Source organism: Allobosea sp. P5_A5, assembly GCF_056400625.1.
In genome coordinates, this window is record NZ_JBFUKY010000002.1 from 419,462 (window position 1) to 438,551 (window position 19,090).

Genomic DNA, 19,090 nt, shown 5'->3' on the forward strand with positions numbered 1-19,090 from the left:
TAATGCTTCCTGCATGAGCGAGACCGACGATAGCGCACCTTCCGAAACGCCGGTGGCCGAGCTGACGCCGCGCCGCGCCAAGCTTCAACACAAGCGGCTGGCTGCCGAGATCGAAGCCGCCGATATCGCCTATCACCAGAACGACCAGCCGATCATGGACGATGCCGCCTACGACGCAAAGCGTCGGCGGCTCGTCGCGCTGGAAGCAGCCTTTCCAGAGCTTGAGGATGCAGGTGGCGTCAGCAGCAAGGTTGGCGCCAAACCTTCCGGCAAGTTCGCAAAAATCCGGCATCGCGTGCCGATGCTGTCGCTCGACAATGCGTTTTCGGACGAGGCGGTGGCCGAGTTCGGGGCCCGCGTCTACCGCTTCCTCGGTCGCAAGGAGGATGCCGTCATCGCCTTCACCGCCGAGCCCAAGATCGACGGGCTGTCGCTTTCGCTGCGCTATGAAAAGGGCGAACTCGTCTCGGCCGCAACGCGTGGCGACGGCGAGGAGGGCGAGGATGTCACTCTGAATGCCCGCACGATCTCGGAGATACCGCATTCACTGGCAGGCACGGACGTACCCGAGATCGCGGAGATACGCGGCGAGGTCTATCTCGGCCATGTCGATTTCGCGGGGATCAACGAGCGCCAGCGCGAGAAGGGGCTGCCGGAATTCGCCAATCCCCGCAATGCGGCAGCGGGTTCGCTGCGCCAGCTCGATGTCAGCGTGACCGCCGCGCGGCCCCTGCGCTTCTTCGCCTATGCCTGGGGCGAAATGCCGGTGCCGCCGGCCGATACGCAAAGCGGTGTGGTCGCGGCGTTCGCGCGCTGGGGTTTTTGCACCAATCCGCTGATGAAGCGCTGTGAGAGCGTCGCCGAGATGGTGGCGCAGTATCGGGAGATCGAGAGCCGGCGCGCCACGCTCGGCTACGATATCGATGGCGTGGTCTACAAGGTGGACGATCTCGCGCTGCAGGCCAGGCTCGGCTTCGTGTCGAGGGCGCCGCGCTGGGCGATCGCCCATAAATTCCCGGCCGAGCTGGCGACGACGGTGCTGGAGGCGATCGACATCCAGGTCGGGCGCACCGGGGCGCTTTCTCCGGTGGCGCGGCTGAAACCCGTCACGGTTGGCGGTGTCGTCGTGACCAATGCGACGCTGCACAACGAGGACTATATCCGCGGCTACGACTCCAAGGGAGCGCCGATTCGCGACGGGGCCGATATCCGCATAGGCGACACCGTGACCGTGAAACGGGCCGGCGACGTGATCCCGCGTGTCGAAGCCGTCGACCTCGCAAAGCGGCCGGCGGACGCCAGGCCCTATGAATTTCCGACGCATTGCCCGATCTGCGGCAGCGAGGCGGTGCGCGAGCATAATCCGCGCACCGGCAAGGAGGATGCGGTGCGGCGCTGCACCGGCGGCCTGATCTGCGCTGCGCAAACGGTCGAGCGACTGAAGCATTTCGTCTCGCGCGACGCGATGGATATCGATGGGCTCGGCGACAAGCAGATCGAGCTCTTCCACACGGATCCCGACCTGCCGGTCAAGGAACCGGCCGACATCTTCACGCTCGCCCGGCGCGACGAAGCCAATCCGCTGAAGAAGCTCAAGGCCAAGGAGGGCTTCGGCGCGCAGAGCGTCGCCAAGCTCTTCGAGGCGATTGAAGCCGCGCGGAAGCCACCGCTCAACCGCTTCATCTTCGGGCTTGGCATTCGCCATGTCGGCGAGACCAATGCGAGGCTGCTGGCGCGCAATTACGGTTCGTTTGCGGCGCTGCGAGAGGCCGTCGCGACCGCAGCCGATCCAGCATCTCCGCAGCGGCAGGAGCTCGATGCGATCGATGGTGTCGGCCCGACGGTGGTCGAGGCGCTGCTGCAGTTCTTCGGCGAGCAGCACAATCAGGAGGTGCTCGACCGGCTGCTGAGCGAGGTCGATCCGCAGCCGTTGGAAGCGGTCGCGACCGCGAGCCCGGTGGCCGGCAAGGTCGTGGTTTTCACCGGCGCGCTGGAGCTGATGACCCGCGACGAGGCCAAGGCGATGGCCGAAAGGCTCGGTGCGAAGGTCGCGGGCTCGGTTTCGTCCAAGACCGATTTGCTGGTGGCGGGGCCCGGCGCCGGATCGAAGCTGAAGGATGCTGCCAAGCACAATGTCGAGGTGATCGACGAAGCCGGATGGTTCGATCTGGTCGGTGGCTGATCCGCACATGAAAAAGGCCGCCGGAGTAACCGGCGGCCTTGGGATTTAACCCGGCGAACTCAGCGATGATGCCGATTGCGCTTCATGTGATGGCGACGGTGACCCGGACCGACCGCCGTCCTCTGCGGCACGCCGAGCACGCCCTTTACGCCGCCGGCGACACCGCCCGCTACGCCACCGACAACGCCGCCCGCGACACCGCCGACAGGTCCCGCTGCCTCATTGCCGACACGGGCGCCAGTGGCGGCGCCACGCGGAATTCCCTGGGCGCTGGCAGCTACGGGCAGCGCCAGGAGCGCTGCGGTGAACAACAAGGCGATCGGGCGAAGGGTCATGGGAAAATCTCTCGTGAACACGCGCCATCGACCGGCGCTAGCTTCGCAACGACGGGGTGCGCCGGGTTGTTCCGCTTCCGCGATGGCGGTCATCACTTTTCTTCAAGACAGGGCGCCGGGCTTCTGCGCTAACCTCGCCTCATGCAGTCGATCACGCAGGAATACGCCTTGCTGAATGCCCCGCTGAAAGCAGGGGAGAGCGCGCATCTGTTCGCGGCGCGCCGCTTCGACGGACTTGAATTCCTAGCGGCGACCTTCCGCACCCATGCCTATGCGCCCCATGCTCATGACACCTATGCGATCGGTACGATCGAGCAGGGCTGCGAGATCTGGCATGCGCGCGGACGGAAGCTCTATGCGGGGCCCGGCGACATCGTGCTGAACCACCCGCTCGATGTCCATGACGGGGCGCCGAGCGAGGGCGGCTATCGCTACCGAATGAGCTACCCGACCATCGAACTGATGCGCGAACTTGCGGCGTCGCTGACGGGGCGAGAGAGAATCGGGACGCCGTTCTTTCGCGAGCCTGTGGTGAATGATCCCGAGGGTGCGGCTTTGTTCGGTGCTGCGCATCGGCGGCTGGAAGAGGGCACGGATGCGCTCGCCGGGGAGGAGGGGTTGCTGCGCGCCTACGGACAGATTCTGGCGCGCCATGCCGATCTCACGGTGCTGCCCGTCAGATGTGAGAGCGGCCCCGTCGCGCGGGTCCGGCGCATGATCGAGGAGCGTTATGACGAGGAGCTCGCGCTCGCCGATCTGGCGCGGCTCGCCGGGCTTCCGCGCCATCATCTGATCCGCGCCTTCCGGCAGGAAACCGGGCTGACGCCACATGCCTACCTCGTCGATGTCCGCGTCCGACGGGCGCGCGAAAAGCTGCGGCGCGGCGAGGCGCCAAGCCAGGTCGCGGCGGCGACGGGCTTCTGCGACCAGCCGCACCTGACGCGCGCCTTCAAGGCCCGGCTTGGCGTGACGCCCGGCGCCTTCCGCGCGGCGCATGCCGGCTGAGACGGTTTTCAAGAGAGTTTCCATGTCGACAATGCGAGACGATGTCAGGCGCGGCCTGGGCGATATCTGGCCGGCAGCGGTCGCGGCCGCGCCGATCGGGCTTTTGTTCGGCGCCGTGGCGGCGAGCAAGGGGCTCTCGCCGCTCGAAGTCTTCCTGATGAGCGCGATGGTCTTTGCGGGCGGGGCGCAATTCGCCGCCATCGAGCTCTGGGCTGCGCCCGCGCCCATCGCCGCGCTGGTGTTCTCGACATTGCTGATCAATGCCCGCCACGTCCTGATGGGCGCCTCGCTGGCGCCAAAGCTCCATGGTTTCAGCCGCTGGCAGAGGCTTCTCGGCCTCTATTACATGGCCGACGAGAATTGGGCGCTGGCCGAGAAGCGGGCGCGCACTCGCAAGCTGACGCCGGCCTATTGGTTCGCGATGGTCGTGCCCTTCGTCGCGAACTGGATGGCGACCGCGACGCTGGGGGCGGCCATCGGCGCCGTGCTGGGCGATCCCAAGCGGCTGGGCGCGGATTTCGCCTTCACAGCGCTGTTCATCGCGCTGGTCGCCGCGTTCTGGAAGGGGCGGGTGACGCTTTGGACGGTCGCGGCGGCGGGGATCGCCTCGGCCGTGACCTATCGGCTGGCGGGGCCACCCTGGCATGTCGCCGCCGGCGCGCTTTGTGGGCTCGGGGCGGCGTGGATGGCTGCGGGCGATGCGCGGCAGGCGCAGCCTATCGTGATCGATGAGGCCGGGCCGTGAGCGTCGATCCGATCAATCTGCTCGCGTTCCTCGGGATGGCGATCGTGACCTATGCGACGCGCGTCGCCGGGCTGGCGCTGGTGGGGCGGCTGAACCTCTCGCCACGGGCGCAGTCCGCTTTCGATGCGATCCCGCCCGCCGTGCTCGTCGCGGTGATCGCGCCGAGCGCGCTGGCGACCGGGTGGGCCGAAACCGCGGCGGCCGCCATTACGGCGCTGGCTGCGACACGACTGCCGCTGCTGGGGGTGGTGGCGGTCGGTGTAGCGGCTGTGGTGGCGTTCAGGGCGGTGATGTGACCAGCGCCCTTTCCCGAGAGGGAGAAGGACGGGCAAAACGGATGAGGGGTCGCCGCGCCCCCTCCGTCATTGCGAGGAGCAAAGCGACGAACCAATCTAGGAGGACGTCGGGCGCTTCCGTTCTGGATTGCTTCGCTGCGCTCGCAATGACGAGGTAAGACCGCGCTCTTCACAACGGCCGGCAGGCCGCCTCCAGCCAGGCCTTTGCCTCGCCCTCGACCCGTGGACCGATCTTCTCCAGAACCGTGGCGTGATAGCCGTCGATCCAGGCGATCTCGCCGTTGTCGAGAATGCTGGGGTCGATCAGAGCCCGCTCATAGGGGCACCAGGTGATCGTCTCGAAGCCGTAGATCGTCCGCTCGGCTCCAGGAATCTGACGCTCCTCGACCACGATCAGGTTCTCGATGCGGATGCCGTAATGGCCTTCCTTGTAGTAGCCGGGCTCGTTGGAGAGGATCATACCCGGCTCCAGCGGCGTGGTGCCGAGCTTGGAGAGCCGCTGCGGACCCTCATGCACCGAGAGATAGCTGCCGACGCCATGGCCGGTGCCATGGTCGAAGTCGAAGCCGCCCTGCCAGAGCGGCAGGCGCGCGAAGGCGTCCAGCTGAGCGCCTGACGCGCCCTTGGCGAAGACCAGCCGCGAGATCGCGACATGGCCTTTGAGCACGCGCGTGTAGCGGTCGCGCATCTCCGCCGTCGGCTCGCCGATGGCGATGGTGCGGGTGATGTCGGTGGTGCCGTCCTCGTATTGCGCGCCGGAATCGACCAGGAAGATGCCGGGTTCGAGTTTTCGGTTGCTGTTCTCGGTGACGCGATAATGGGGCAGGGCGGCGTTGGGACCGGCGCCCGCGATGGTCGTGAAGGACACGTCCTTGAGCAGACCGGTCCGCAGGCGCTCCTGCTCGAGGGCGGCGACGGCGTCGATCTCGGTGAGCCTGCCTTTAGGTGCCTCGCGCGCAAGCCAGGACAGGTAGTTCGTCATCGCGGCGCCATCGCGCAGATGGGCGGCGCGGGTGCCGGCAAGCTCCGCTTCGTTCTTGCGCGCCTTCATCAGTGCGATCGGATCGGCTCCGGCGTCCGGGATACCGCCGGCCTCGGCGATGATCGTGGCGAGTGCCGCCGCGCCCGTCGCCGCATCGAGCCTGACCTTGGCCTTGGCCTCGCCCAACCTCTTCAAATGCTGTTCGAGCGCGGCGGGGGGAGCGATCTCGCCGACGGCGCCGATCGCGTCGCCGGCTTCGTTGGTGATCTTTTCGGGGGCGAGGAAGACCGTGGGCCGCCCCTCACGCGGCACGATGGCATAGCCGAGCGGGAGCGGAGTGTGCTCGACATCGCCGCCACGGATGTTGAAGACCCAGGCCAGGGCATGCGGGTCGGAGACGACGAGCGCGTCGACCTTCGCCTCTGCCAGCGCCCTCTGGATGCGGCCGAGCTTGGCGGCGGTGTCCTCACCGGCATAATCGGCTCGATGCGCTTTGACCGGGGCCGTCGGCGGAGCCGGGCGGTCGCTCCAGAGCGCGTCGATCGGATTGGGCGCCACCGAAACCAGGCTGCCGCCCGCCGCGGCCACCGCTTTCTCCAGTTTTGCGACGCCATCGACCGTGTGCAGCCAGGGATCGTAGCCGAGCTGCCCTCCGGCGGGCAGATTCCGTTCGATCCAGCGCTCCAGCGGCGTTTCTTCCATGCGCACCGGAGTGACCACGGCGGCGTCGGTCTGCGCCGCCGATTGAAGCGTGTAGCGCCCGTCGACGATCAGCGCGGCCTTGTCGGCCAGCACCACCGCATAGCCGGCGGAGCCGGTGAACCCGGTCAGCCAGGCGAGGCGGGCCATGTGGGCCGGGACATATTCGCCTTGATGCTCGTCGGCGCGCGGGATGATGAAGCCAGCCAGCCCTCGGGCCGCGAGCGCCTGGCGCAGCGCGGCGACCCGGCCGGCGACATGCGCCGGATCGCTGGGCTCGGAGAAGGATTGAAAGCGGCAGGCGGGGGCAGTCGAATCGGTCATGGCATCATCCAGGGAGCGCTGTGTATCCTCGCGCCTTGGGATGACCGACGCCAGCCTGAAACCGTGCGCCGGGCTTGCGCAAACGATGATGGGCCGGTGCCGAATTAGGCGGCATTCTGCCTCTTCGATATGCGTTGAGCGCAAATCTTAACGGATATCCCGACTTTTCATGCATTGGGCGCATATCTCGCATCTGCGAAACATTCTTCTCGCATGTGCGAGATGCGCCTATCTTGGTTGGCATAAGAGAACGAGGAAGCGACCGGGACTGTCGTTCGTTTTTCGGGATGGACCCATGACTTACGTATTGAACAACGCCGATATCCTGCCTGTGCCTGTGATGGCCGAGGCAACGCGACAGGCGTCGCAAACGCCGGGTCTTCTTTCACGCTTTTACGCTGCCGTGGTGAAAAGCCGCCTGCGCAGCGCGGAGCGCGAATTGCGCGCGCGCCATCTGCTCGTGAACGAAGCCGGGATCGTGTTGGGCGGCATTCCGTTCACGCTCTCGAGCATCCAACCGCTCCCGTTCGATCGCTGAATCCCGCAACCGCTGAACGCACTCCCGGCGGCGCCTCGCGCCCGGGATGCCGAAAGGACAATGATCATGATCGCTATCGTCAAGCAGATCGCCGAACAGGTCGCCGACGCCGTCAAGTTCACCGTCGCCGTATGGCATGATGCCCGCAGCCTGCAGGCCGAAGCCGAGGCGAAGTACGGCCCGCTCGGCTTCTGAAAGTAACGATCCCGCGCCTGGATCGCCGCGCGTCCTTTTGGGCGCGGTCACGGCGATCCGATACGATCCAGGTGCCGGGGATCACGCAGGGCGACGCGGCCTCGGGGCTGCGCCGCCTTTTTTCATGACCAGCGTGGCCCAGCCCTCGCGCAGCGAGTGGCTCGACAGATAGACGCCCTGGTGCCGGTAGGCGGAGACGATACCCGGCGCGTCCATCGCCAGCAGGCCTGACAGGATGAGCGTTCCGTTTGGTGACAGCACGCGCGCGAGGTGCGGAGCAAGCCGCTTCAACGGACCTGCCAGAATATTGGCGAAGACGAGGTCGAAGCGCCCCGGCCGCGCGGCCTTGGCATGACGGACGCCGGGCGCGACGTAGAGATCGAGCGCCTGCGGCGCGTGGTTGAGACGGGCATTGTGGGCGGAGACCTCGACCGCCACGGCGTCGATATCGCCCGCGACGACCTTCCGCTTGATCTGCTTGGCCAGGGCCAGCGCCAGAATGCCGGTTCCGGTGCCGACATCGAGCCCGTGGCGCGGGCGGCGCTTCTTCAGCTCGGCATCGAGCGCGAGCAGGCAGCCCGCCGTGGTCCCATGATGGCCGGTGCCGAAGGCGAGAGCCGCCTCGATCTCGATGGCGACGTCGTTGATGCGCACGCTGCCGCGATCATGGGCGCCGTGGACAAGGACGCGCCCGGCCCGTACGGGCTTCAGCCCGTCGAGGCTGGCGGCAACCCAGTCCTTCGTGTTCACCTTGGTGAACGGTGTCTGATCGACCATCTCGCCGACGATGGGCCGCAGCATGTCGCGCACCGCTTCCTCGTCCGGATGGGCCGCAAAATAGATCTCGACCTTCCAAGGTGCGTTGAGCGAAAGCGTCGTGACGCCGTCCTCGACCTCGAAAGACGAGATCGCGGTCTCGGTCGGGTCGAAGACCTCGCCAAGCAACTCGGTCAGGGCACGGGCCTTGTCGCCCGAGGTGGAAAGTTCGAGGACGGTCGCGACCGTCGCGGGCAGCAGGCCTTCGCGCATCGGCAGCGATTAGCAGGGCCGCGGGCGGTTGTCATCGGGCTCGGCCCGCTTGCGTGCCGGCGAAGAAGGCTATCCCATCGGCGTACCGGCCGTGGCTTCGGCCGGCTGATGGAAAGGCTAGGCCATGTTTTCGCATGTCACGATCGGGACCAACGATCTCCCGCGCGCCGAAGCCTTCTATGCGGCGCTTTTTACGGCGCTCGGCGTGCGGCTTCGGTTTCGCGATGAGGCGGCGGGCATGGTCGGCTGGCAACCGACCGACGCCGAGCGCCCGCTCTTCATCCTGATGCGTCCTTTCGACGGCGCCTCGGCCGCGCCGGGAAACGGCGCGATGACCGCCTTCCTCGCTGAAAGCCGGGCGGTGGTCGATCGTTGCCATGCTGCCGCGCTGGCTCATGGCGGGGTCTGCGAAGGGCCGCCTGGCCTTCGCAGCCATTACCATCCGGCCTATTACGGCGCCTATATCCGCGATCCCGATGGCAACAAGCTTTGCGTTTGCTGCCATCGGGACGAATGAGAGGGGTTTCCGTCAGCCGTGCCGAGCGTTCAGCCCGGCGAAGACCTGCGCGAAGCTGCCGCTTGCCTCCGCCAGTCGTAGCGGCTTGCAGCGCTCGACGATGACCTCGGTCGCATCAGGCTGGGTCTCCAGGGTCGTCATCACCTCCGAGATGAAATCCGCAAGCGGCATCGCAGCCGGATCGATCGCCTGGTGCGGACCGAGCAGTTCTGTTTGAACATAGGGCGGGGCGATCTCGATCACCTCTGTCGAGGTACCCGCGAGCTGGTGGCGCAGCGAGAGGGACCAGGAATGGATCGCAGCCTTGGTCGCTGAATAGGTCGGGGTCGCGGCCAGCGGCACGAAGGCCAGGCCGGATGAGACGGTCAGGATCGTTGCGCGGGGCTGCCTGAGGAGATGCGGCAGCAGCGCGCTCGTCAGGCGGATCGGGCCGAGCAGATTCGTCGCGATCGTCTCCTCTGCGATGGCGAGGCCCTCGCTGGCGGAAACGGTTTCCGGCTTCATCATGCCGGCATTCTGGATCACAGCATTGAGCGCCGGGAAGCGCCTGATCGCCGCGCTGGCGAAGCGCAGGATGTCGGCCGCGTCCTGAATGTCCAGTGTCAGGGATTCGATGCCGGGATTGGCAGCCGTCACCGCATCGAGCGCGGCCTGACGGCGCCCTGCGACGATGACCTTGTTGCCCTTGGCGTGAAGCGCTTCGGCCAAGCCTCGGCCGATGCCGGAGCCGCCGCCGGTGATCAGGATGGTATTGCCGGTGATGTTCATCGCGCAGTCTCTCGCTGTTGCATGGAGGCAGATGGCGCTGTTACTCTTCCAGCGAAAGTAGGCGCTTGAAAGTGCCATACGCACCAAAAGGAGAGTGTGCGATGCGGGTGATACGGAATGCGGTGGAGGCCGTTCACGCGAATTACGACGCGCTGCCGGCCGTCAGCCCCGCGGTTGAGTCGCTGGTGCGGCAGGTGATCGCGCAGGTTGCCGACAAATGGACGATGCTTGTGCTGGAGGCTCTGGAGGAGCACGGCACCCTGCGCTTCAGCCGGATCGGCCGGGTGGTCGACGGCATCAGCCAGAAGATGCTGACGAACACGCTGCGGGAGATGGAACGCGACGGGCTCGTCACCCGCACCGTCCACCCCGTCATTCCGCCCCATGTCGATTACACGCTGACCGAACTGGGACGGGAGCTCAGCGCCGCCTTCTGCGGTGTATGGCTGTGGGCTGAGACCTACCATGCCCAGGTGATGGCAGCGCGGGCGGCGTTTCGGGGGCGGGAGGAGCGGGCATAAGGCGCTTGCCGAAGCGCTATGGCCTTATGCGGAGGCCGTACCTCGCCTCCGCAAGGCGGTGACCTGGACGGTCAATCCGATGACCAGCGCTGCGAGGATGCCGCCCTGCGCGCCGAGAAGGAGCGGGGATTTCAGGTCGGTGACGAAGGGGTGGCCGTCCGGAACACGACGCAGGATTTCGGTCACGGTCGGCAGCATGAGCAGGAACGCCGTCACGCTGAGAGTGATCGTTTCGATATACCGCGCCGCCCGACGCGAGACCGGCAGCCGGTCGGCGGTATAGCCGATCGCGAGCAGCAGGAGCGTCACCGCGCCGATGCCGTAACTGACCGGCTGATGCGCGACGAGGAAAACCGTCGCGGCGCCGACCAGCATCGCAACCAGATAGACCGTGCCTGCTTTCGAGCGCGGCACGATCCGGCCATGGACCGCGAACATATAGGCTGCCGCCGGGATGGCCGGCAGGCTGCCAAGCGTGTGCACCCAGCCGAGCGATGAAATTCCGAACATGGGAGTGCCTTCTTGAAAGGAGGTTGTCAGGAGTCGGCGTGTCTAAAGGGTAGGCTTGGGTTCAGAACGCTACTTTACCTATCTACTAGTCGGTAGGTACGATGTGTAAATCGCTTTGCCCTCGGGCCAGAACCCGCTTCACTGTGGTGCTTTCAGGCGCTGCAGGAGCGGATGGATGACGGTGCCGAATATTTTGGGATCGCCATAGGCGCGGGCCGAGAGCATCGCGCCGTGGACGCTTGCCATGAAGCCCTCCGCCTCGGCCTCGGCCGTGCCGGTGAAATGCAGGCTGCCCTGTCTAGCGCCGCGCTCGAGAACCGAGGTCAACCAGGCGGACAGAGTGCGGAAATGCGCCCGGACCTCGATGACGATGTCCTGCGGGAGCACCGGGATCTGGCTCGCGAGGAGTGCGCAAAGGCAGAATGGCGCGCTCGCATCGGCGATGCAGGCTTCCCAATAGCCCGTATAGGCGCGCAATTGCTGGGCCGGATCAGGGATCTGGCGGTCGAGCGCGGCAATCCCGGCGGCTGCCTCCTCCCGGTATCGCGCGACGAGCGTGCGGACGAGATCGGACTTGCTCGGAAAGTGATGGTGGATGCTCGCATTGCGGATGCCGACGACTTTGGCGATGTCGGCATAACTGAAGCCGTTATAGCCGCCCTCTATTAGCAGAGAGCGCGCAGAGCGCAGGATTTCATCTGATGTCGTCGCTGAAGCGGCCATGCATCCTTCTACCTACTAGTAAGTAGGTCGTCAAGGCGAGATCGCCTCAGGCGGCGAAGGGAGTTACCCCGTCGCCTGCACGAATGAGTCCAGCACCATCTTGCGTCCAGCCTTGTCGAAATCGACCGTGAGCTTGTTGCCGTCGACGCTGGCGACCGAGCCGGGGCCGAATTTGACGTGGAAGACGCGGGCGCCGGTGTCGTAGCTCGACTCGCCGGATGATTTGGCCGTCAGCTCGCCGTCGATCAGCAGCGGGCCGCGCTGGCGGGAGCCGCCGCCGAAGCCGTTGCCCGAACCGAAGCCCTGGCCGTTTTCCGAGAAGCCGCTGCCGCCACCATTGCCGCCGCCGCTGCCCCCGCCGTTACGGGCGCGGTTCTCCTGCGCGCGCTGCCAGCCCGGCGTGTTATAGCTGGAGCCGAAGCTTTCCATCCGGTCGAAGCGGGAGGCGCCGTAGCTGCCCTGGCCACCATAGGCGGTCGGTGCCTGCTCGATCTCGACATGCTCCTCGGGCAATTCGTCGATGAAGCGCGAGGGCAGGCTGGTCTGCCAGAGGCCGTGGATGCGGCGGTTCGAGGCGAAATAGAGCTTCAGCTTCTTGCGGGCTCGCGTCAGCCCGACATGGGCGAGGCGGCGTTCCTCTTCCAGCCCGGCGCGGCCGTTCTCGTCGAGCGCGCGCTGGCTTGGAAACAGGCCTTCCTCCCAGCCGGGCAGGAAGACGGTGTCGAATTCCAGCCCCTTGGCGGCATGCAGCGTCATGATCGAGACGCGTCGTGCGGCGTCGCCGTCCGCGACATCCATCACCAGCGAGACGTGCTCGAGGAAGGACGGCAGGTCGGGAAACTCGTCGAGCGAACGCACGAGTTCCTTGAGGTTTTCCAGCCGCCCGGCAGCGTCGGCCGAGCGGTCCTTCTTCCACATTTCGGTGTAGCCGCTCTCCTCCAGCACCAACTCGGCGAGCTCGCCCTGTGGCATATGCTCGGCGCGGGCCGACCAGCGCCCGAAAGCATCGACCAGTTCGCGCAGCGAGGTGCGGGCCTTCGGCTTCAGCTCGTCGCTTTCCACCGCGGCACGGGCCGATTGCAGCAGCGAAAGCTGCGTGGCGCGGGCATGGTTGTGCAGGAGCTGGATCGTCGCGTCGCCAAGTCCGCGCTTGGGCTGGTTGACGATGCGCTCGAAGGCGAGGTCGTCGGTCTGCGAGACCACGCAGCGCAGATAGGCCAGCGCATCGCGGATTTCGGCGCGCTCGTAGAAACGCGGGCCGCCGATGACGCGATAGGGCACGCCGGCCTGGACGAAGCGCTCCTCGATCTCGCGCATCTGGGCGGAGATGCGCACCAGCACCGCGACCTCACCGAGGTCATGGCCTTTGGACTGCATCGCCTCGATCTCGTCGGAGAGCAGACGCGCCTCCTCCTGGCTGTCCCAAGCGCCGGTGATCGTCACCTTCTCGCCGGCCTCGCCCTCGGTCCGCAGGGTCTTGCCGAGGCGGCCTTCATTGCGGGCGATGAGCTTGGAGGCGGTGGCGAGGATGTGCCCGGTCGAGCGGTAATTGCGTTCCAGCCGGATCACAGTCGCGCCCGGAAAATCGTGGTCGAAGCGCAGGATGTTGTCGACCTCGGCGCCGCGCCAGCCATAGATCGACTGGTCGTCGTCACCGACGCAGCAAATGTTGCGGCGCCCCTGAGCCAGCAGGCGCAGCCAGAGATACTGAGCCGTGTTGGTGTCCTGATACTCGTCGACGAGGATGTAGCGGAAGCGCTCGTGATAGGTCTGCAGCACATCCGGATGCCCCCGGAAGAGCGTCAGGCAATGCAGCAGCAGATCGCCGAAATCGACCGCATTTAGCGCCAGCAGCCGCGCCTGATAGGCGGCATAGAGCTTGCCGCCCTTGCCGCCGCCGAAGACCGCCGCCTCGCCCGCCGGCACGTCCTTGGGGGCGAGCCCCCGGTTTTTCCAGGAGTCGATAAAGCCCGCCAGCATGCGGCCGGGCCAACGCTTTTCGTCGATGCCCTCGGCCTGGATCACCTGCTTCATCAGGCGGATCTGGTCATCGGTGTCGAGGATGGTGAAGTCGCTGCGCAGATCGAGCAGCTCGGCATGGCGGCGCAGCAGCTTGGCCGAGATCGAGTGGAAGGTGCCGAGCCAGGGCATGCCCTCGGCGACCGGCCCGACGAGATGGGCGACGCGCTCCTTCATCTCGCGCGCCGCCTTGTTGGTGAAGGTCACCGAGAGGATCTGCGAGGGATAGGCGCGGCCGGTCGAGATCAGATGGCCGATGCGGGTGGTGAGCACGCGGGTCTTGCCAGTGCCCGCGCCGGCGAGCACCAGCACAGGCCCGTCCGTCGCCTCGACCGCCTGACGCTGCTCCGGATTCAGCCCGTTGAGATAGCCAGCCGCAGGCTGTGCGGCCGCGCGGGAAGCGAGACCGCCGGGGCGGGGCATCGGGGCCGATGTGGTGTCATATTCGGACAAGGGGCGGCGCTACTCGTGCGTGATTCGTTCTCATCGCAATATAGGACGAGGGCGGCGAGATTGCGCGCTGTCGGCAGCATTTTCTACAGGTCGTGACGCCCCTGCCGTCACGCTCGCCTTTGCGGCGAGCATCCATGTCTTGGACACCACCTTCGACCAGCGATGGCCGGCACAAGGCCGACCATGACGCACGAATAGAACTCCTAGGCCTCGGGCTCGAAATCCATCACCGCGCCATTGATGCAGTAGCGCAGGCCGGTGGGCGGGGGACCGTCCGAGAAGACGTGGCCGAGATGGCCGCCGCAATTGGCACAATGCACCTCGGTGCGGGACATGCCGAACTTGCGGTCCTCGCTGGTCTCGACCGCGCCTTCGAGCGGCGCATCGAAGCTCGGCCAGCCGGTGCCGCTTTCAAATTTCTTGCCCGATTTGAACAGCTTCTGGCCGCAGCCGACGCAGGAGAAGGTGCCGGCACGCTTCTCGTAATTCAGTGCGCAGGACCCGGCCCGCTCCGTGCCGTGGCCGCGCAGGATCTGGTACTGCTCCGGCGTCAGCCGCGCGCGCCATTCCGCATCGGTCAGCTGGAACGGGAACGTCTCCTCAGGCTTCCGCTCGGCGCCGAACAAGCTGCTCAAACCCATGTCGATCTCCTCCATCGATGCGGCAGCAGCGCTACCGGCATCGTCGTTGTCGCTGCGCGGGATATGGCGATTCGTGTCGAAGATTTCAGCCCCTTCGCGCTTTTCGCCGCTTCACGAAGATGGGACCGGGCCAGGATCATGCGCCCCGTCACCGCACCGTCATGCGCATCCTCTAGGCGGCTCGCCACCTTCACCCGAGGAGGCCAGCAGTGGCGCAGACGGCACGGACGGTTCGACAGGCGACGACGCTCGGCTTGAGCATCGCGGTCCAGCGCAGCAAACCGCTTTCCAAGGCGGGGCTGCTCGAATGGCTGTTCACGCGGGCCTTTTCGGGGCTGGTCTATCCGCAGATCTGGGAGGACCCGGTCGTCGACATGAAGGCGCTGGCCTTGAGGCCGGACGACCATGTGGTGGCGATCGCGTCCGGCTCCTGCAATGTGCTGTCCTATCTGACGGCCGCGCCGATCCGCGTCAGCGCGGTCGACCTCAACGGCGCCCATATCGCTCTCGGCAAGCTCAAGCTCGCGGCGCTGGCGCGGCTGCAGCACGACGCATTCCTGCGCTTCTTCGGCCGGGCCGATCGGCGTGAGAACGTCGCGCTCTACGATCGTGAGGTCGCGCCGCATCTCGACGCCGTCTCACGCGGCTACTGGGAAGGGCGGGGGCTGAACCGTCGCCGCCGGATCAACCTCTTCGCCAACGGCTTCTATCGCTACGGGTTGCTGGGACGGTTCATCGGCACTGGCCATGTGCTGGCACGGCTGCTCGGCGCCGATCTGAAGGCGATGCTGGCGGCTCGCGATCTGACCGAGCAGCGGGCACTCTACGAGAAGCATCTGGCGCCGATCTTCGAGCGCAGGCTGGTGCGTTGGCTCGTGCGGCAGCCGGCCTCGCTCTACGGCCTCGGCATACCGCCTGCGCAGTACAAGGCGCTCGCCGCCGATGGCGAGGACGGAATTCTCGGCGCCTTGAGGCTCCGGTTCGAGCGGCTCGCCTGCGATTTCGACCTGAAGGAGAACTACTTCGCGCAGCAGGCTTTCGGCCGTCGTTATGCCGAGGGTCCTGATGCGGCGTTGCCGCCCTATCTTCAGCTTGAGAATTTCGAGACGGTGAAGGCCCGTGCCGGCGCGGTCGCCTATCGACAGGGCTCGATCACGACGGTTCTGGAGGATCAGCCCGCCAAGAGCTGCGACGCCTATGTGCTGCTCGACGCGCAGGACTGGATGAACGACGCCGAGCTGACGGCGCTGTGGACGCAGATCACGCGCACCGCCCGGCCGGGCGCCCGCGTGATCTTCCGCACCGCCGCCGACGAACGGCTGCTGCCGGGCCGCGTGCCGGCCGCGATCCTCGACCAGTGGCACTACCGCGAGGAGCAGAGCCGTGAGCTATGCCGGCAGGATCGCTCGGCGATCTATGGCGGCTTTCACCTTTATGTATTGCCGGAGGCCAGCGCGTGAGCGCTGCCGAGGCCGGCGGCGGAGCCGCTGCCGGTCTGATGGACCGCATCTATCGGCACCAGCGCCACATCTACGATGCCAGCCGGAAATTCTACCTGCTGGGCCGTGACGAACTCATCGCAGGCCTCGATCCGAAATCCGGCGATGCGATCCTTGAAATAGGCTGCGGTACGGGGCGAAACCTGATCGGCATCGCGCGGCGCTATCCGCACTGCGCGTGCTTCGGGCTCGACGTGTCCAACGTCATGCTGGAGACGGCTGAGGCTTCCGTGGCGCGGTCCGGGCTTGCCGGCCGCATCAGGCTGGCGCAGGCCGACGCGACGGATTTCGACCCGCAGACGCTGTTTGGACGCGCTGGCTTCGACCGCATCGTGATCTCCTATGCCCTGTCGATGATCCCGCCCTGGCAGGCTGTCGTCGCGGAGGCGATCAACAGGCTTTCGCCGGGCGGCTCGCTGCATGTCGTCGATTTCGGCGATCAGGCCGGTTTGCCTCCGGCGTTCAAGGGGGTGCTGCGGCGCTGGCTCGCGCTGTTCCATGTCACGCCGAGGGAGGATCTGCCGGCGGTGATGCGGGCGATGGCCGCGCAGGCCGGGGCGACTTGTCAGATCGAGAGGCCGTTTCGCGGTTATGCGGTGCGGGCGGTGGTGAAAAGGGCCGGATAGGCCATCGGTATGAGACAAACCAGCGTCATTGTGAGGAGCGCAGCGACGAAGCAATCCAGGGGGACCAGATGGCCGCTTCCCCAGTCCCTCTGGATTGCTTCGCTACGCTCGCAATGACGGCTCGGCACGGGGCCCTAATGCCGTGTTTTACCGTCGTCCGCATCGGCCATTTCGCGCTCGCCCACCTCGATGGCCGTCTTTTCCGGCATGCCGATGATGCGGCCGATGGTGGCCGGCAGGGCCATGCGGGTATGGGCCGCCTTCATTAGAGCCAGGTTGGCGAGGATGTCGGGCGGGAAGGGAACGACCTTGCGGTTGAGCATATCGACATGGAGCGCCATGTTCTCGCTCGTCGCGGCGAGCCAACCCTCATGGGCGTGGCGCATCTCCAAATAGTAGTGCAGGCGCTTGTCGTCGAACGCGATGAGCTGCGCCGTGATCCGCACCAGATCGCCCTCGGTCAGCTCGCGTTTGTAGAGAATGTGGCATTCGGCGGTGAAGGTCGAGCCGTGGCGCGTCTCGACATAATCGCGCGACAGCCCGACCAGCGAGAAAACCTCGTCCACGGCCCGGTCGAACAGCACATGATAATAGGCCATGTTGAGGTGGCCGTTATAGTCGATCCACTGCGGCTCGACCCGCATCACCGAGGATACGAATGGCGCAAAGAAGAGCGCCGGGGCGCGTGTCTCCGTCTTCATCGGTCGCCTCCCGGCCGGGCGTCTGGTTCAAGGCGGGCAGCTGAAAATCCGCTGCCCATTCCCGCATCGCTTGCTCTACTATGCATCAAATCGCTGCGGCGTCAGCCGTCCATTCCGCATGGGAAATGCATGGGCGAGACCTGTGGCAGCCGTGTAACGAAGCCGCTCCCGATTCGAGCTCCAGCACCGGACATAATCACGATGAGCCTCCCTGCCGCCGCGCTTCACGAGCCCTCCACTACTGCCGCCATGCCGCCACCGAAGGCTGCGATCGAGGCCGTGATACAAGCGCTGGCCGCCCGTTTCGGCAATCGCCTCATCACCAGCCTCGCGGTGCGCCAGCAGCATGGCCATACCCTCACCTGGATCCCGAACCTGCCGCCCGACGCGGTTGTCTTTCCGCAGAGTACGGAAGAAGTGGCCGAAATCGTGAAGCTTTGCGCCGGCCATGGCGTGCCGGTCATCGCCTTCGGCACGGGCACGTCGCTGGAAGGGCATGTCAACGCGATCCATGGCGGCGTCTGCATCGACCTGTCGCAGATGAAGCGGATCGTCGCGGTTCATGCCGCTGATCTCGATGTCGTGGTCGAGGCCGGCGTCACGCGCAAGGAGCTGAACGAGCATCTGCGCGATCAGGGCCTGATGTTCCCGATCGACCCCGGTGCGGATGCCTCGATCGGCGGCATGGCGGCGACGCGGGCGTCGGGCACAAATGCCGTCCGCTACGGCACGATGAAGGATAATGTGCTGGCGCTGAAGGCCGTGATGGCCGATGGCTCGATCATCCAGACCTCGACACGGGCGCGCAAGACCTCGGCCGGCTATGACCTGACCCGCCTGCTCGTCGGCTCGGAAGGCACGCTCGGCATCATCACCGAAGTAACGGTGAAGCTGCACGGCATTCCGGAAGCGATCGCCGCCGGCGTCTGCCCGTTCCCCTCGATCAAGGCCGCCTGCGACACCGCGATCATGACGATCCAGACCGGCATTCCGGTGGCGCGGATCGAATTACTCGACGAGGTGATGATCAAGGGCTTCAACCTGCATTCCAAGCTCGGCCTGCCGGAGACGCCGATGCTGTTCGTGGAGTTCCACGGCACCGAGGCTTGGGTGAAGGAGCAGTCCGAGCGCTTCGGCGAAATTGCGACCGACCATGGCGGCGGGCCGTTCGACTGGGCGACCAAGGCTGAGGACCGCACCCGGCTGTGGGAGGCGCGGCATAACGGTTATTGGGCTGGACGCGCGTTGCGCCCCGGCGCGGATACGCTGGCGACCGATGTCTGCGTGCCGATCTCCGAACTCGCCGAATGCGTCGAGGAGACGAAGCGCGACATCGAGGCGACCGGGCTGATCGCGCCGATCGCAGGCCATGTCGGCGACGGTAATTTTCATACGCAGCCGCTGCTCGACCTGAACGATCCCGACGAGGTGGCGCGCGTGCAGGGCTTCATCGACAGGCTGGTCAAGCGGGCGCTGGCGATGGGCGGCACCTGCACCGGCGAGCACGGCGTCGGCCAGAAGAAGATCAAGTATCTCGAGCTGGAACACGGGGCCGAGGCGATGGCGGTGATGCGCACGATCAAGCGCGCGCTCGACCCCCAGAACATCCTCAATCCCGGCAAGATCGTGGTGTTGTGACACCGCGGATGCTCACCGCCATGCGATAACGGCTTGCGCCTAGCCTGCGCTTGCCCGAAATGTCGTGCTCTCACCATGACTTGCCGTCATTTGCAGGGATGGCGGGTCTCGCGCGGCTCCGCCGAAAACGGCAGGGCTGCCATC

20 protein-coding genes are annotated in these 19,090 nt (G+C 66.1%); 11 read left to right on the forward strand and 9 right to left on the reverse strand.

Going from position 1 to position 19,090, the window contains the following annotated elements:
- Nucleotides 1-13: 13 nt before the first annotated feature.
- Nucleotides 14-2,182, forward strand: a complete 2,169-nt coding sequence (ligA, locus tag AC1DR6_RS05610; RefSeq protein WP_476828196.1) for an NAD-dependent DNA ligase LigA — start codon at nucleotides 14-16, stop codon at nucleotides 2,180-2,182.
- Between the two features lie 59 nt (nucleotides 2,183-2,241).
- On the opposite strand, the gene AC1DR6_RS05615 is transcribed toward ligA, so the two are convergent.
- Nucleotides 2,242-2,517, reverse strand: a complete 276-nt coding sequence (locus tag AC1DR6_RS05615) for a hypothetical protein (protein ID WP_476828197.1) — start codon at nucleotides 2,515-2,517, stop codon at nucleotides 2,242-2,244.
- Between the two features lie 141 nt (nucleotides 2,518-2,658).
- Between AC1DR6_RS05615 and AC1DR6_RS05620 the strand changes: the two genes are divergently transcribed.
- Genes AC1DR6_RS05620 through AC1DR6_RS05630 form a run of 3 tightly spaced genes read left to right on the forward strand, consistent with a single transcriptional unit; the run spans nucleotide 2,659 to nucleotide 4,563 of the window.
- Nucleotides 2,659-3,522, forward strand: a complete 864-nt coding sequence (locus tag AC1DR6_RS05620) for an AraC family ligand binding domain-containing protein (protein WP_476828198.1) — start codon at nucleotides 2,659-2,661, stop codon at nucleotides 3,520-3,522.
- A gap of 22 nt (nucleotides 3,523-3,544) precedes the next feature.
- Nucleotides 3,545-4,267, forward strand: a complete 723-nt coding sequence (locus AC1DR6_RS05625; RefSeq protein ID WP_476828199.1) for an AzlC family ABC transporter permease — start codon at nucleotides 3,545-3,547, stop codon at nucleotides 4,265-4,267.
- Nucleotides 4,264-4,563, forward strand: coding sequence for an AzlD family protein (locus AC1DR6_RS05630; RefSeq protein ID WP_476828200.1), 300 nt, complete (start codon nucleotides 4,264-4,266; stop codon nucleotides 4,561-4,563). The genes AC1DR6_RS05625 and AC1DR6_RS05630 overlap by 4 nt, the downstream gene beginning before the upstream one ends.
- 169 nt (nucleotides 4,564-4,732) lie before the next feature.
- On the opposite strand, the gene AC1DR6_RS05635 is transcribed toward AC1DR6_RS05630, so the two are convergent.
- On the reverse strand, nucleotides 4,733-6,568 hold the full coding sequence (locus tag AC1DR6_RS05635) for an aminopeptidase P family protein (protein ID WP_476828201.1): 1,836 nt from the start codon (nucleotides 6,566-6,568) through the stop codon (nucleotides 4,733-4,735).
- 307 nt (nucleotides 6,569-6,875) lie between these two features.
- Here AC1DR6_RS05635 and AC1DR6_RS05640 point away from each other — a divergent pair, with 307 nt between their 5' ends.
- Nucleotides 6,876-7,106 (forward strand): hypothetical protein, encoded by a 231-nt coding sequence (locus AC1DR6_RS05640; RefSeq protein WP_476828202.1) that lies wholly within the window; start codon nucleotides 6,876-6,878, stop codon nucleotides 7,104-7,106.
- A 66-nt stretch (nucleotides 7,107-7,172) separates the two neighbouring features.
- Complete coding sequence (locus tag AC1DR6_RS05645; RefSeq protein WP_476828203.1) at nucleotides 7,173-7,301, forward strand: hypothetical protein; 129 nt, start codon at nucleotides 7,173-7,175, stop codon at nucleotides 7,299-7,301.
- Nucleotides 7,302-7,382: 81 nt separating this feature from the next.
- Here AC1DR6_RS05645 and AC1DR6_RS05650 read toward each other — a convergent pair whose 3' ends face one another.
- Nucleotides 7,383-8,330, reverse strand: coding sequence for a 50S ribosomal protein L11 methyltransferase (locus AC1DR6_RS05650; protein ID WP_476828204.1), 948 nt, complete (start codon nucleotides 8,328-8,330; stop codon nucleotides 7,383-7,385).
- A 124-nt stretch (nucleotides 8,331-8,454) separates the two neighbouring features.
- Here AC1DR6_RS05650 and AC1DR6_RS05655 point away from each other — a divergent pair, with 124 nt between their 5' ends.
- A complete protein-coding gene (locus AC1DR6_RS05655; protein WP_476828205.1) occupies nucleotides 8,455-8,847 on the forward strand; it encodes a VOC family protein in 393 nt (130 codons plus the stop codon).
- 12 nt (nucleotides 8,848-8,859) lie between these two features.
- Here the strand turns inward: AC1DR6_RS05655 and AC1DR6_RS05660 are convergent, their stop codons facing one another.
- Nucleotides 8,860-9,615, reverse strand: a complete 756-nt coding sequence (locus AC1DR6_RS05660) for an SDR family oxidoreductase (protein WP_476828206.1) — start codon at nucleotides 9,613-9,615, stop codon at nucleotides 8,860-8,862.
- A gap of 101 nt (nucleotides 9,616-9,716) precedes the next feature.
- Between AC1DR6_RS05660 and AC1DR6_RS05665 the strand changes: the two genes are divergently transcribed.
- Nucleotides 9,717-10,136 carry a winged helix-turn-helix transcriptional regulator gene (locus AC1DR6_RS05665; RefSeq protein ID WP_476828207.1) on the forward strand — a complete coding sequence of 140 codons (420 nt, stop codon included), beginning with the start codon at nucleotides 9,717-9,719 and terminating at the stop codon, nucleotides 10,134-10,136.
- A 24-nt stretch (nucleotides 10,137-10,160) separates the two neighbouring features.
- Here AC1DR6_RS05665 and AC1DR6_RS05670 read toward each other — a convergent pair whose 3' ends face one another.
- From AC1DR6_RS05670 to msrB, 4 genes are all read right to left on the reverse strand, one after another.
- Complete coding sequence (locus tag AC1DR6_RS05670) at nucleotides 10,161-10,646, reverse strand: hypothetical protein (RefSeq protein WP_476828208.1); 486 nt, start codon at nucleotides 10,644-10,646, stop codon at nucleotides 10,161-10,163.
- 138 nt (nucleotides 10,647-10,784) lie between these two features.
- On the reverse strand, nucleotides 10,785-11,369 hold the full coding sequence (locus AC1DR6_RS05675; RefSeq protein ID WP_476828209.1) for a TetR/AcrR family transcriptional regulator: 585 nt from the start codon (nucleotides 11,367-11,369) through the stop codon (nucleotides 10,785-10,787).
- 63 nt (nucleotides 11,370-11,432) lie between these two features.
- Nucleotides 11,433-13,811 carry an ATP-dependent helicase gene (locus AC1DR6_RS05680; protein WP_476828447.1) on the reverse strand — a complete coding sequence of 793 codons (2,379 nt, stop codon included), beginning with the start codon at nucleotides 13,809-13,811 and terminating at the stop codon, nucleotides 11,433-11,435.
- Between the two features lie 233 nt (nucleotides 13,812-14,044).
- Nucleotides 14,045-14,482 (reverse strand): peptide-methionine (R)-S-oxide reductase MsrB, encoded by a 438-nt coding sequence (gene msrB / locus AC1DR6_RS05685; protein WP_476828210.1) that lies wholly within the window; start codon nucleotides 14,480-14,482, stop codon nucleotides 14,045-14,047.
- A gap of 209 nt (nucleotides 14,483-14,691) precedes the next feature.
- Between msrB and AC1DR6_RS05690 the strand changes: the two genes are divergently transcribed.
- Together AC1DR6_RS05690 and AC1DR6_RS05695 are read left to right on the forward strand one after the other, a co-directional pair.
- On the forward strand, nucleotides 14,692-15,942 hold the full coding sequence (locus tag AC1DR6_RS05690) for a BtaA family protein (RefSeq protein ID WP_476828211.1): 1,251 nt from the start codon (nucleotides 14,692-14,694) through the stop codon (nucleotides 15,940-15,942).
- Between the two features lie 38 nt (nucleotides 15,943-15,980).
- Entirely contained in the window at nucleotides 15,981-16,607 is a 627-nt protein-coding gene (locus tag AC1DR6_RS05695) for a class I SAM-dependent methyltransferase (protein ID WP_476828448.1), read from the forward strand.
- A gap of 134 nt (nucleotides 16,608-16,741) precedes the next feature.
- Here the strand turns inward: AC1DR6_RS05695 and AC1DR6_RS05700 are convergent, their stop codons facing one another.
- Nucleotides 16,742-17,308, reverse strand: a complete 567-nt coding sequence (locus AC1DR6_RS05700) for a thioesterase family protein (protein WP_476828212.1) — start codon at nucleotides 17,306-17,308, stop codon at nucleotides 16,742-16,744.
- 249 nt (nucleotides 17,309-17,557) lie between these two features.
- On the opposite strand from AC1DR6_RS05700, the gene AC1DR6_RS05705 reads away from it, so the two are divergent.
- Nucleotides 17,558-18,946, forward strand: coding sequence for an FAD-binding oxidoreductase (locus tag AC1DR6_RS05705; RefSeq protein WP_476828449.1), 1,389 nt, complete (start codon nucleotides 17,558-17,560; stop codon nucleotides 18,944-18,946).
- Nucleotides 18,947-19,090: the final 144 nt, after the last annotated feature.

Excerpts from the sequence above, each read along its gene's own strand:
- ligA (WP_476828196.1), top strand. The coding sequence starts at position 14 with ATGAGCGAGACCGACGATAGCGCACCTTCCGAAACGCCGGTGGCCGAG.
- AC1DR6_RS05615 (WP_476828197.1), bottom strand. The coding sequence starts at position 2,517 with ATGACCCTTCGCCCGATCGCCTTGTTGTTCACCGCAGCGCTCCTGGCG.
- AC1DR6_RS05620 (WP_476828198.1), top strand. The coding sequence starts at position 2,659 with ATGCAGTCGATCACGCAGGAATACGCCTTGCTGAATGCCCCGCTGAAA.
- AC1DR6_RS05625 (WP_476828199.1), top strand. The coding sequence starts at position 3,545 with ATGTCGACAATGCGAGACGATGTCAGGCGCGGCCTGGGCGATATCTGG.
- AC1DR6_RS05635 (WP_476828201.1), bottom strand. The coding sequence starts at position 6,568 with ATGACCGATTCGACTGCCCCCGCCTGCCGCTTTCAATCCTTCTCCGAG.
- AC1DR6_RS05645 (WP_476828203.1), top strand. The coding sequence starts at position 7,173 with ATGATCGCTATCGTCAAGCAGATCGCCGAACAGGTCGCCGACGCCGTC.
- AC1DR6_RS05650 (WP_476828204.1), bottom strand. The coding sequence starts at position 8,330 with ATGCGCGAAGGCCTGCTGCCCGCGACGGTCGCGACCGTCCTCGAACTT.
- AC1DR6_RS05655 (WP_476828205.1), top strand. The coding sequence starts at position 8,455 with ATGTTTTCGCATGTCACGATCGGGACCAACGATCTCCCGCGCGCCGAA.
- AC1DR6_RS05660 (WP_476828206.1), bottom strand. The coding sequence starts at position 9,615 with ATGAACATCACCGGCAATACCATCCTGATCACCGGCGGCGGCTCCGGC.
- AC1DR6_RS05665 (WP_476828207.1), top strand. The coding sequence starts at position 9,717 with ATGCGGGTGATACGGAATGCGGTGGAGGCCGTTCACGCGAATTACGAC.
- AC1DR6_RS05670 (WP_476828208.1), bottom strand. The coding sequence starts at position 10,646 with ATGTTCGGAATTTCATCGCTCGGCTGGGTGCACACGCTTGGCAGCCTG.
- AC1DR6_RS05675 (WP_476828209.1), bottom strand. The coding sequence starts at position 11,369 with ATGGCCGCTTCAGCGACGACATCAGATGAAATCCTGCGCTCTGCGCGC.
- AC1DR6_RS05680 (WP_476828447.1), bottom strand. The coding sequence starts at position 13,811 with ATGCCCCGCCCCGGCGGTCTCGCTTCCCGCGCGGCCGCACAGCCTGCG.
- msrB (WP_476828210.1), bottom strand. The coding sequence starts at position 14,482 with ATGGGTTTGAGCAGCTTGTTCGGCGCCGAGCGGAAGCCTGAGGAGACG.
- AC1DR6_RS05695 (WP_476828448.1), top strand. The coding sequence starts at position 15,981 with ATGGACCGCATCTATCGGCACCAGCGCCACATCTACGATGCCAGCCGG.
- AC1DR6_RS05700 (WP_476828212.1), bottom strand. The coding sequence starts at position 17,308 with ATGAAGACGGAGACACGCGCCCCGGCGCTCTTCTTTGCGCCATTCGTA.
- AC1DR6_RS05705 (WP_476828449.1), top strand. The coding sequence starts at position 17,558 with ATGCCGCCACCGAAGGCTGCGATCGAGGCCGTGATACAAGCGCTGGCC.